This is a genomic window from Aeromonas sp. QDB63 (assembly GCF_027707425.1).
GTDB lineage: Bacteria > Pseudomonadota > Gammaproteobacteria > Enterobacterales > Aeromonadaceae > Aeromonas > Aeromonas caviae.
In genome coordinates this window covers 92,564-104,734 of record NZ_JAPCIS010000012.1, presented here as the reverse complement: position 1 = coordinate 104,734, position 12,171 = coordinate 92,564, and the positions used below count along the sequence as shown (strand labels likewise).

General features: G+C 57.4%; 10 protein-coding genes. 3 read left to right on the top strand and 7 right to left on the bottom strand.

All coding sequences use genetic code 11. The annotated features are described in order from the left end of the window. Nucleotides 1-312: 312 nt before the first annotated feature. Genes PG879_RS10575 through PG879_RS10565 form a run of 3 tightly spaced genes read left to right on the top strand, consistent with a single transcriptional unit; the run spans nt 313 to nt 3,242 of the window. Nucleotides 313-1,425 carry a DUF262 domain-containing protein gene (locus tag PG879_RS10575; RefSeq protein WP_270830152.1) on the top strand — a complete coding sequence of 371 codons (1,113 nt, stop codon included), beginning with the start codon at nt 313-315 and terminating at the stop codon, nt 1,423-1,425. After that, on the top strand, nt 1,418-2,467 hold the full coding sequence (locus PG879_RS10570) for an AAA family ATPase (RefSeq protein WP_270830150.1): 1,050 nt from the start codon (nt 1,418-1,420) through the stop codon (nt 2,465-2,467). The genes PG879_RS10575 and PG879_RS10570 overlap by 8 nt, the downstream gene beginning before the upstream one ends. A gap of 7 nt (nt 2,468-2,474) precedes the next feature. After that, nucleotides 2,475-3,242, top strand: coding sequence for a hypothetical protein (locus PG879_RS10565; protein ID WP_270830149.1), 768 nt, complete (start codon nt 2,475-2,477; stop codon nt 3,240-3,242). 41 nt (nt 3,243-3,283) lie between these two features. Here PG879_RS10565 and parC read toward each other — a convergent pair whose 3' ends face one another. From parC to PG879_RS10530, 7 genes are all read right to left on the bottom strand, one after another. Then, nucleotides 3,284-5,578 carry a DNA topoisomerase IV subunit A gene (gene parC / locus PG879_RS10560; protein WP_270830148.1) on the bottom strand — a complete coding sequence of 765 codons (2,295 nt, stop codon included), beginning with the start codon at nt 5,576-5,578 and terminating at the stop codon, nt 3,284-3,286. Nucleotides 5,579-5,803: 225 nt separating this feature from the next. Next, nucleotides 5,804-7,714 carry a DNA topoisomerase IV subunit B gene (parE, locus tag PG879_RS10555; protein WP_042877707.1) on the bottom strand — a complete coding sequence of 637 codons (1,911 nt, stop codon included), beginning with the start codon at nt 7,712-7,714 and terminating at the stop codon, nt 5,804-5,806. 113 nt (nt 7,715-7,827) lie between these two features. Further along, nucleotides 7,828-9,831, bottom strand: coding sequence for an FUSC family protein (locus PG879_RS10550; RefSeq protein WP_270830147.1), 2,004 nt, complete (start codon nt 9,829-9,831; stop codon nt 7,828-7,830). A 1-nt stretch (nt 9,832) separates the two neighbouring features. Beyond that, nucleotides 9,833-10,699, bottom strand: a complete 867-nt coding sequence (locus PG879_RS10545; protein WP_128345308.1) for an efflux RND transporter periplasmic adaptor subunit — start codon at nt 10,697-10,699, stop codon at nt 9,833-9,835. Then, nucleotides 10,692-10,934 carry a DUF1656 domain-containing protein gene (locus PG879_RS10540; protein WP_039039819.1) on the bottom strand — a complete coding sequence of 81 codons (243 nt, stop codon included), beginning with the start codon at nt 10,932-10,934 and terminating at the stop codon, nt 10,692-10,694. The genes PG879_RS10545 and PG879_RS10540 overlap by 8 nt, the downstream gene beginning before the upstream one ends. Nucleotides 10,935-11,104: 170 nt before the next feature. Then, nucleotides 11,105-11,509, bottom strand: a complete 405-nt coding sequence (locus PG879_RS10535) for a GFA family protein (protein WP_213319783.1) — start codon at nt 11,507-11,509, stop codon at nt 11,105-11,107. Nucleotides 11,510-11,545: 36 nt separating this feature from the next. Then, on the bottom strand, nt 11,546-12,169 hold the full coding sequence (locus PG879_RS10530; protein WP_134997472.1) for an NUDIX hydrolase: 624 nt from the start codon (nt 12,167-12,169) through the stop codon (nt 11,546-11,548). Nucleotides 12,170-12,171 lie beyond the last annotated feature (2 nt).

The window sequence follows — 12,171 nt, the reverse complement described above, 5'->3', positions numbered from 1 at the left end:
CCATTGTGCATCAGTCAGCTGATAACGGCGGGACACGGAATGGATCTTAAGCTGTTGAGAAGATGTGAGATTATATCTTCATCACTTTAAGAACACAGCCTAGGGCGCCACCCTACCGCAGACGCCATGCCAATGGGAAAGAAGAGCTCCGATGGATAACAGCTAGCCTTACGGTGACTTGTTTTCGCTGGCATACCTACATAACCCCAACAAAAGAGGCTCCTGCGGTCTGTCTGCATAAGATGGGGATGCGTTACTTGGCTTTGCCAAAATGATAGAATTCGGAGCAGCATCAATCCCAAGGCATAGCTCATGAAAAATACTGATGACAATGTGGTTGAGTTTGAAGGGCAAGATGAGCTGGAGCTCACCTCTCATCCTCATCAAATGGGTACAGATACCCAACTTCGGATCACTAAAGAACAGTCCAGTGTATTTGAGCTACTCAGACGTGAGAGTCGAGGCGATTTGGTACTAGCACCTGATTTCCAACGCACTGATGTTTGGGATAAAAAGCATAAATCAGAACTCATTGAGTCTATTCTTATGGGGATTCCTATCCCTCTCATTTATCTGTTTGAAGATGAAGATGGTGTAAGGCAGATCATTGATGGAAAACAACGTATTACAGCTCTTAAAGGGTTCCTAAACAATGAATTCCCTCTTACTGAACTATCCATGCTCCCTAATTTAAAAGGGAAAAGATTTTTTGATATCCCGCTACTACTTCAAGCAAAGCTAGAAGATTATCAATTGCACTCATATGTAATTCAACCGCCGACCCCAGAATATGTAAAATTCAATATTTTTGAACGCGTCAATCGGGGGGGCGTAAACCTTAACAAGCAAGAAATGCGTCATGCACTTTACCAAGGTAAAGCAACAACATTAATTCAAGAACTTGCTGAAAGTAACGAGTTTAGATTAGCTACCGGAGATGGCGTAAAACCAAACCGTATGCGCGATCGCTACTTAGTTTTACGATTTGTTTCTTTCTACCTATTAATAACAGGCCAATTAACAGGAATTAAATATCGTTCGGACATTGATGCTTTTTTAGCAACAGTGATGAAATATTTAAACAAGCAATCATCACTTGATCTAATTGAACATGCTAAAGCTGTTTGTCTATTAGGCATGAAGAACGTTTACCAAATCCTAGGAAATGAAGCTTTTCGTTTTTCAGCTAAAAATGGTGGAAATAGACGCCCTGTAAATATGGCTCTATTTGAGATGTTGGTTTTTTCTTTTTGCTATTTAGAACATGACCACGTGAATGATGAAAAAGCAAAAAAAATTGTTGACAATTGGAAATCGGAAATTGATGAGAGAGATTTTTTCGCGGGTTCAATAGACACTCAGGAACAGGTGAAATTAAGATTTGAACTTGCACTTAAAATTACCGAGGAAATAAAGAATGCTTAATAAGTTAACAATAGAGAATTTGAAAAGCATTGATAGAGCCGAACTAATATTGGCTCCTCTAACTATTTTCACAGGGGCTAACTCCTCAGGAAAATCTACGGTCCTTCAAGCATTAATGTTGCTCATAAAATATAGTGTAACCGCAAACAGATATAGCATGGAGGAGTTATTACGATATTTAGATCAATTTTCTGCCATAAGAAATAAACATGTAAATGCAAAAATAATAACAGTACAAGTTGTAGACAATAATGGTATATCACATGCCATTGATATTTCATCTGATGCAATCAGCACGAACTCAGCCCTACAATATCAATTCGAATCGATAGTTGATAAAGATAAACCGGAAATATTCTATTTAAATGCCAATCGTATAGGAGCCCAAGACTATGTGCCATTCTCGGAGAGAAAAGTTGGCATTATAGGGGAATATCTCTTCTCTCACTATGAGAAAATAAAAAGAGAACCACTACCAAAAGAACTTGTAAAGTTCGAAGACTCTAGCACGTTAGCATATCAACTAACTCAATGGCTGGCATTTATTTCAGACACGGACGTTGAACTCGTTACCGAGAAAATTGGAGACCGAGTACAAGTTTCATTTAACGTAAAAGATATTGAAGGTAATGTATCACCGTTTAACCTAGGTGCTGGTATAAGCTATATTGCCAAGGTGTTGATAATTTGTTTGATGGCAAAAAGTGGGGATTTGGTTTTATTAGAGAACCCCGAAGTTCAACTTCACCCTAAATCTCAAGCTCTATTGGGTGTATTCCTATCTTTCATTGCAAGCAAGGGCATTCAACTTATTGTGGAAACACACTGCGAGCATTTGATTAATAGAATTAGGCTGGAAGTAAGTAATGAGAAAATTAACAACCAAAGCGTGGTGATTCATTACAAACCATCTACTACAATGCCATTTGAAACTTTATTATTAGATGAAAATGGTCATTTTGTAGACTTCGAAGAAAACAGACTTAGTTTTCCTTCCGGTTTCTTTGATGCAAGTGTTGATACACTCTTGAGTTTACGCTAGGTACATTATGTCAAATTTCAGGTACAAAGTGGTTCTTTCAGATAAGCTATACAGCATATACAAAAGAGCATCACTATCAGGCACTTTAAGTACTAAAGAAAAAAAAGCATATGAAGCTTTAATTGGCAATGTAGAATTAGATATATTAACCAATTTAGCTCAGATAGAACGTTGCAGAGAGACCCACGGGCTTCCAGAAGAAATTTACAACGATCTACGTCCAGCCTTATTAAATGCAGGAGATCTCTGTCATCTTACGTTAGAGGAATTATCAAAAAAAACATTATTTAAGTTTATAATCACACAGTCGAGTGATAATGTTGCCCCACCATATTTCAATCTCAAAGAACACCATGTAAAACGAAACTACAATATAAGCAAGTTACATGGAGAAGATCGCAATCCGTTACAAAAATATCTTTCTACAATTTTGCAGGATGCAAAAAAAGTCTTCATCCATGATAAGTACTTCTCAAAAACAGAAGACAACAAAAAACTATTTGACTTACTACCAGATGAACACTTAAATATAATTTATGTTGAAAATGCGGAAAGACTGAATGGTCCATTCATTGAGAGCAGATGTAATCTAAATGGTAAGTGGACAGTGACAAAATGTGACACAACTCAAGCTGAGTTCAACCGATTTGCTCGCTCTCATGACCGTTACCTTATAATTAACGATAATGTAGAAATAACATTGACCAGTGGTTTCTCCTACATTTGGAGTGACGAAAAAGAGATATCATGCATTATCAAAGAATATATGACATAGTTTTTACAAAAGGGAGCGACTAATCGCTCCCTTATTGTTTATCACCCTTCCTGATTTTCCCCCGCCACCGGCTCACCACCAGCAACAGCTTCAATCTCGATACGATCGACTCGCTGCAAACCGCGGGGCAACTTGGCGCCACGGCGGCCGCGCTCGCCGCGGTAGTAGTCAAGGTCAGCTGGCTTGAGGGTCAGCTTGCGCTTGCCGGCAAACAGGGTGACCGACTGGCCCTGGGGGATGACGGCAGCCATCACCACAAACTCCTCCCGCGCCTTCACCCGAGCCGACGGGATGCTGATGAGCTTGTTGCCCTTGCCCTTGCCGAGTACCGGCAGGGTATTGAGCGGGAACAGCAGCATGCGCCCCTCGTTGGAGATGGCCATGCAGAGATCCGTGTCCGGCGCGCCTATCCTCTGGGGCGCCATGACGATGCCCCCTTCCGGCACGGTCAGCAGCGCCTTGCCGTTCTTGTTCTTACCGATCAGGTCATCGTACTTGCAGACGAAGCCGTAACCGGCGTCAGAACAGATGAGATACGGCTCGCCCTCGTTACCCATCACCAGATGGCGCACCTCTTCCCCGGCCCCCAGCGCGAAGCGGCCGGTGAGCGGCTCGCCCTGACTGCGGGCGGAGGGCAGAGTGTGCGCCTCCAGGGAGTAGGTACGTCCCAGGGTGGAGAGGAACACCGCCTGCTGGTTGCTGCGGCCATGGGCGTGGGCGAGATAGCCATCTCCCGCCTTGTAGGAGAGGCCCTCCACATCCACGTCGTGGCCCTTGGCGGCGCGCACCCAGCCCTTGTCGGAGAGGATCACGGTCACCGGCTCGCTCGGGGTGAGCTCCTTCTCGGTCAGGGCCACGGCGGTGGCGCGCTCCACCAGCGGGGTGCGGCGATCGTCGCCGTACTTCTCGGCGTCCGCCAGGATCTCTTTCTTGAGCAATGTGCTGAGACGGCGCTCGGAACCCAGGATCAGTTCCAGCTTGTCGCGCTCTTCCGCCAGTTCATTCTGCTCGGCGCGCAGCTTGAACTCTTCGAGCTTGGCCAGGTGGCGCAGTTTGAGCTCGAGGATCGCCTCGGCCTGGTTCTCGCTGATGTTGAAGCGCTCCATCATCACCCGGCCCGGCTCCTCTTCGGTGCGGATGATCTCGATCACCTCGTCGATGTTGAGGTAGGCAATGAGCAAGCCTTCGAGGATGTGCAGGCGAGCCAGCACCTTGTCGAGGCGATACTGCAGGCGGCGGCGCACCGTCTCGCGGCGAAAACTCAGCCACTCGGTGAGGATGGTCTTGAGGTCTTTCACCTGGGGCCGGTTGTCCAGACCCAGGATGTTGAGGTTGACCCGGTAGTTCTTCTCCAAGTCCGTAGTAGCGAACAGGTGGGCCATCAGCCCCTCCACGTCCACCCGGTTGGAGCGCGGCACGATCACCAGACGGGTCGGGTTCTCGTGGTCCGATTCATCGCGCAGATCGGTCACCATGGGCAGCTTCTTGGCCACCATCTGGGCGGCGATCTGCTCCATGATCTTAGCGCCGGAGGCCTGATGGGGCAGCGCCGTGATGACAATGTCGCCATCCTCTTCGCTCCACACCGCTCGCTGCTTGATGGAGCCCTTGCCGGTCTCGTAGATTTTGCGGATGTCGTCCCGCGGCGTGATGATCTCGGCGTTGGTCGGGTAGTCCGGCCCCTGCACATGGGCCATCAGATCGTTCAAACCGGCGTTGGGATTATCTAGTAGCTCCACGCAGGCGTGGGCCACTTCCCGCGCGTTGTGGGGCGGGATATCGGTCGCCATCCCCACCGCGATGCCGGTCACCCCGTTGAGCAGGATGTGCGGCAGGCGGGCGGGCAGCACCACCGGCTCCTTCATAGTGCCGTCGAAGTTCGGCGTCCACTCCACCGTGCCCTGGCCGAGCTCGGAGAGCAGCAGTTCGGAGAAGCGTGACAGCCGCGCCTCGGTATAACGCATGGCGGCGAAGGATTTGGGATCGTCCGGCGCACCCCAGTTGCCCTGACCGTCCACCAGCGGGTAGCGGTAGGAGAAGGGCTGGGCCATCAGCACCATGGCTTCGTAACAGGCGATGTCGCCATGGGGGTGATATTTACCCAGCACGTCACCCACGGTACGGGCGGACTTCTTGTGCTTGGAGAGGGCCGACAGACCCAGCTCGCTCATGGCGTAGATGATGCGCCGCTGCACGGGCTTGAGGCCGTCGCCGATATGCGGCAAGGCCCGATCCATGATGACGTACATGGAGTAGTTCAAGTAAGCCTGTTCGGTAAAGGTGCGCATTGGCTGGCGCTCTACCCCGTCCAGACTGAGCTCGATGGCATCACTCATGTGATTATCTCTTTCGGTTCGGGAGCTGGTTGGCGCTCTACTTCATCCAACAGACTGAGCTCGATAGCATCACTCATAAGGTTGTTCTCTTGCTATGGCACGCCCTCAGAGGGCACGCCGGAAATGCGGGTCGGCAAGGGGCCGACGGTGAATCACAAGACCCCCTCCCAACCTCCCCCTCCCCTTGCGAAGGGGAGGGCCGGGGTGGGGTACTTGCGACTCGCTTTAGATGATGGCGAGGTTGCCCTTCTCTTCCAGCCATTCGCGGCGATCACCGGCGCGCTTCTTGGCCAACAGCATGTCCATCAGTTGCAGGGTCTCGTCCCCATCTTCCCCTTCTGCCCCCCCTTCCGCGCCCATGGTGAGCTGCACCAGGCGGCGGGTGTTGGGATCCATGGTGGTTTCCCGCAACTGCTTGGGGTTCATCTCACCCAGCCCCTTGAATCGGGTCACCATCACCTTGCCCTTCTTCTTCTCGGCTTCGACCCGTTGCAGCACGCCGTTCTTCTCGTCCTCGTCGAGGGCGTAGAAGACCTCCTTGCCGATGTCGATACGATAGAGGGGCGGCATGGCCACATAGACATGGCCCTTTTCCACCAGCGTGCGGAAGTGCTTCACAAAGAGGGCGCAGAGCAGGGTGGCGATGTGCAGACCGTCCGAGTCCGCATCCGCGAGGATGCACACCTTGCCATAGCGCAGGCCGGAGAGGTCGTCGGAGTCGGGGTCGAGCCCGATCGCCACCGAGATGTCGTGTACTTCCTGGGAGGCGAGCACCTGACCGGCCTCCACCTCCCAGGTGTTCAGGATCTTGCCGCGCAGGGGCATGATGGCCTGGAATTCGCGATCCCGCGCCTGCTTGGCACTGCCGCCCGCGGAGTCACCCTCCACCAGGAAGAGCTCCCCCTGCATGGGATCGGCGCAGCCGCAGTCGGTCAGTTTGCCGGGCAGGGCCGGGCCCTGGGTTATCTTCTTGCGCACCACCGTCTTGGCGGCTCGCATCCGGCGCTGGGCGCTGGAGATGCAGAGCTCCGCCAGCTGTTCGGCCAGCTCGGTGTTGCTGTTCAGATAGAGGCTGAAGGCATCCTTCACCACGCCCGACACGAAGGCCGAGCTCTGGCGGGACGACAGTCGCTCCTTGGTCTGCCCTGCAAACTGCGGGTCCTGCATCTTGATGGAGAGGATGTAGGCGCAGCGATCCCAGATGTCTTCCGGGGTCAGCTTGACCCCGCGCGGCAAGAGGTTGCGGAACTCGCAGAACTCGCGCATGGCATCGAGCAGCCCCTGGCGCAGGCCGTTGACATGGGTGCCACCGAGCGCGGTGGGAATGAGGTTCACATAGGATTCGGCGAGGCACTCGCCCCCTTCCGGCAACCAGCACAGGGCCCAGTCCACCGCCGACTGCTCGGAGCTGAAAGAGCCGACGAAGGGCTGCTCCGGCAGGCAGGTGAACTGCTTGACCGCATCGATGAGGTAATCCTTGAGGCCGTCTTCGTAGCACCACTCAAGCTTGATGCCGGTGTTCTTGTCGAGGAACTTGATGGTGAGGCCCGGGCAGAGCACGGCCTTGGCTTTGAGCAGGTGCTCGAGCTTGGAGACCGAGAAGCGCGGCGAATCGAAGTAGCGCGCCTCTGGCCAGAAGCGCACCCGGGTGCCGGTGTTGCGACGGCCGCAGGTGCCGGTGATGGTCAGCTCCTGCACTTTCTCGCCCCGCTCGAAGGCGATGTCATAGACCTGGCCGTCCCGGCGCACCGTCACCTCGACCCGATCGGAGAGGGCGTTCACCACGGAGATCCCCACCCCGTGCAAGCCACCGGAGAACTGATAGTTCTTGTTGGAGAACTTGCCCCCCGCGTGCAGCTTGCAGAGGATCAGCTCCACGCCGGAGACCCCTTCCTCCGGGTGGATGTCCACCGGCATGCCGCGACCGTCGTCGATCACCTCGAGGGACTGATCCTCGTGCAGGATCACCTCCAGATTGCGGGCGTGACCCGCCAGCGCCTCGTCGACGCTGTTGTCGATGACCTCCTGGCCGAGGTGATTGGGCCGGGTGGTGTCGGTGTACATGCCGGGGCGGCGACGCACCGGTTCAAGGCCATTGAGGACCTCAATGGCATCCGCATTGTATTGAGTGGACATGGAGGGCCTTGCGAATTGACGTTTGGGGGGAATCTTACTCGCTGGGAGGGCCCGGGACAAATGGGGCGCTCGCAAAGGGTGATCCAGAGGGGCTCCGGCCTCCCCGCCCGGGATCAGGCGGGTTCCCCGGGCAGGGCCTGCACAAGCTGGGAGAGGGAGCAGTGGAGTCGCCACACCAGCCCCGCCAGTGCCCGGGCCGCCGGGTCTGCATGTTCCCCCAGCCCCTGGCTGATGCGGTCCAGCTCCGCCAGGGTGCGCCCCAGGGTCTCGTGCTGCACGCCCCCTTCGGTCAGAATGCCTTTCAGGCAGCGCAGACAGCCGTCCCGCACCAGATAGAGGGCCGGATCCCGGCTGCGCCAGAGCCTGAGCTGCCAGACGATATGGCTGCAATTGAGCAGCACCACGCCCCAGCGCAGCACCCAGAGCCGGGCCCCCTGATCCTGACTCTGGCTGAGCTGGCTCACCGCGTGATAGACCCGGGATTCAAACTCCCCCTCGCTCTGCTGCGGGGCCGGGGCCAGCTGGTCCACGAAATCACGCCGCAGACGATGCATCAGGCGGCGGCTCTTGCGCCGATCCGAGCTAGGTCGCAGCAGCTGGAACGCCAGCCCTGCACTCATCACTCCCAGTGCCTGGGCAAGGCTGCTGTTGACGAAGGCGAGGTAGTCGTAGCTCGGCGGATTGGTGATGGCGAGGAAGGAGCCGAGCAGCACGATGAGCTGACCCCAGAGCGCCGCCCCCTGGGGGCGCTGCAATTTCAGCAGTTGCAGGGTGATGAGGGCGGGGAACAGCAGGGCGCAGAAGATCCAGAAGTCGTCGATGCGGATCATCAGCCCGAACTTGACCCCGAAGCAGATAAAGCTGAGCAGCACGATGGCCTTGAGCATGGTCTGGGCCCCCTTGGCAGGGGCCGGGGTGGCGGAATAGAGCACGCAGCAGATGGCGAGCAGGGTCAGGGCTGCGGCGCCCGCATCCCACTGGCTGTGGATCCAGAAGGTGCAGCCCAGCATCACGCAGAGGAAGGTGCGCCCACCGTTGTAGGCCGCCTCCAAACCGTCGGTGTGGCTGGTCAGAGAGCTGTGGCGCGGCGGCGCCGGCCACTCCTGACCATCGTGGCGGGCCAGCCTTTCCAGCCAGCGCTGACACTCCAGGTAGCTCCAGCAGAAGTGGCGCAGCCGCAGCCAGAAGGCCTGACAGCGATAATCGTTCCCCGAACGGGCCACGAAGGGCGCCATCAGGCGGGCGATGCGCAGCTTGTCGCAGCCCCCCTGCCCCAGCTCCCGCAGCACGGCGGCCAGCATGGGGGCCGGGTCGACTGCGTCCTCTGGCCAATGTTGCAGCATGCGGCGCAGCCCCGAGATGAGGCTGACCATCCTCAGCTGGCGATGGAGCAGATAGTTCAGCAACTGGTTGTGGCGGCGCAGGCGGTGGTGGCTCCAGACGGCCTGGATGCGCAGCACGTTCAGGGTGAGGATCTGACCGATCACCCCCTCGTGGGCGGTGCGCACATCGGCGCCCGTCTCCCCGAGCCAGAGCAGCTGGGCATGTTCCAGCAGCCGGGTCTGGCTCTTGCCAAGGGAGTCCAGCAGGGTCTCGCCATCGGAGAAACTCGGCAGGATCATCATCATCAGGCCACCGCAGAGGATGCCGACGATCACCTCGCTCACCCGGGCCTGGGCGATGTCGAAGATATGTTGCGGGTCGGTCAGGTTGACGCAGGAGAAGGCGATGATGGCGGCGGTATAGCCCGCCAGGGCGAAACCGTAGGAGACGTTGTTCTGATGGTGGTTGGAGATGTAGGTGCAACCCCCCAACCAGAGGGCGATAAGCAGGCTGAAGAGCCAGGGATCACCGATGCCAAGGCCGGTGATCATCACCGCCGCCATGGCGCCGATGAGGCTGCCCACCACCCGCCCCAGGCTCTTGCTGATGACGCCCCCCACGGTGGGAAAGCTCACCACGGCGGCGGAGGTCATGGCCCAGTAGGGAGAGTCGAGTTGCAGCACGAACGCCAGCCAGAGCGACAGGCACATGGCCAGGGCATTGCGCAGGGCGTAGCGCCACTGGCCACCGTTGGCCTTGCCCCAGGGGGTCTGGCGCCAGAGCGAGGGGATCACTCTAGTCCCCTATGGTGATGGTGCAGGTCGTGCCCGCGATCAAGACCAGATCCGGGGGAATCGCCAGCAGCCTGATCCGCACCGGCACCCGCTGGGCCAGACGCACCCAGGGCACGTTCGGCTTGACGTCGAGCAGCAGCCCCTCACTGCCTTCCAGGCTCTGATCGTGAATGGCGCGCCCTATGCTTTCCACCTCCCCCCTGAGTACCCGATCCCCGCTGTAGAGCACCACCTCGGCCGGTTTGCCGGGGGCGATGTGTCTGAGCTTGGTCTCTTCGAAATAGCCCTGCACATAGAAGGAGTGGGTGTCTATCAGGGCCACCAGGGGCACCCCGGCGGTGGCGTAGTTGCCGACCCTAGCCTGCAGATTGGTGATGTAGCCGTCGCTCGCGGCGTGGACCTCGGTCCGGGCAAGGGACCATCTGGCCTGCTCCAGATTGGCTTGGGCCACCTCATAGGCCGCCTTCATCGCCTGGGCATTGAGCCTGGACTCATCCACCGCCTCGGCGGAGATGACGGTGCGGGAGAGGCTCTGGCGACGGTTCGCCTCGTGCTCCGCCTTGTCGAGATCCGACCTGGCCTTAGCCAGGGCCGCGCTGGCGTTGTCCAGCGCGATGCGATAGGGCTCGGGATCCAGGGTGAAGAGCAGCTCCCCCGCCTTCACCAGCTGGTTGTCCTTGACCCCTATCCTGACGATCTTGCCCGACACCTGGGGCGTGATGCTGACCAGCTCGGCCCGCACCTTGCCATCCCGGGTCCAGGGCCCCTGCATGTAGTCGTTCCACAGCCACCAGAGCGACACCAGCGCCAGGGCAAAGACCAGCAGGGTGGAGAGGTATTTGAGGGTCGCAAGGGGTGATTTAGCCATGTAGCAATATCCATAGGGCGCCGCTGACGGCGAGGATGAAGAGGGAGAGATCCATCAGCAGGGGGTGCCACACCTCGCCGCCGTAGAGCCAGTCCCGCAGCAGATGGTGCAGCGGCAGCCAGCCCAGCAGACCGAGCAGCACGGCCTTGAACAGAGGCGGAAAGTAGAGCGAGGCCCCGAGGATCAGATCCGGCAGCGCTGAAGCAGTCGTCACGGGTGTGCCCCCTGTTGGCAGAGATGGAATGAAGAGAGAGGCCGGGGTCCGCCGGGAGACGGACAGGGCAAGGTTAACACAGCCATGGCGGGGGCTACACAAGCAGATGACCCCTGAGGCGTCGTCACGGGAGTGGCACGACAACGCCTCGCCCGTCCTCCCCGCCCCCCGTCGGGGCAGTCACCTCGCGTTCAATCGGCCACGGTATCTGCCGGGTGATGCACCCCGTCGCGGGTCGGCACCTCTCCCAGATCGAACGGGTTGACCCCCTCAAGACAGGCGAGGTTGTAGCCATATTCCGCCGGATTGGATCGGCGCTGGTGATGGGTGTAGATGCCGCAGACGCTGCAGAAGTAGTGTTTCGCGGTGCGGGTGTTGAACTGGTAGCAGCGAAGCGCCGCCTCCCCTTGCAGGATGCGGATGCCGGAGAGCGGCACCGAGGCGACGATGGCCCCTCGCCGCCGACAGAAGGAGCAGTCGCAGCGGCGCGGATCCACCACGCCATCCGGCAGGGTCAGCTCCAGCACCACGGCGCCGCAGTGGCAGCTCGCCTTGTGTTTCTTCTGGATGAGGGTATTGCCGATGCGTGTGATCATGCTGCCTCCTTGCCGCAGTGTCAGGCTGCGAACCGGTTAATCGAACAGGGTATCCCCCCGCCCCTGCGACAGATGGTCATGCAAGGTGCGCAACTGGGACGCCACCACCCGGTGGCGGGAGAGTTCGGGCAAGGCGTCGATGGGGAAGTACCCCGCCCCTTTGGTTTCATCGGTGTCGGTAAGCAGAGCGCCGCCCGTCACCTCGCACAGGAAGAAGGCCTTGTGGGCATGGGGCAGCTGCGGGGGATGGGGATGCTTGAGCTTGTCGAACAACGCCAGCAGCTGCACCGCCCGACAGACGAGGCCGGTCTCCTCCACCACTTCGCGCACCACGGCGTCCGCCGGCGAATCGCCGATGTCGCACCAGCCCCCCGGCAGAGTCCAGCAACCGTCACTGCGCTCTTGCACCAGCAGGACATGGCCCGCATCGTTCTGAATGAAGGCCCGCACATCGAGCTTGGGGGTGGGATAGCCGCTGTCGAGGGCAATCCAGTCGCCGATGGCGTCGGGGGCCAGCTCGCTCTGGCTGGCGATGAGCGTCACCGTGGCCGCTCGCAGCGCCTCGAAGCGGGCGATGTCGAAGGGATCGCGGGAGTAGGTGAGCCCCGCCTGGGCCGTGGCCAGCACCTGTTCGAGGAAGGCGGCCAACGGCAGTTGCATGG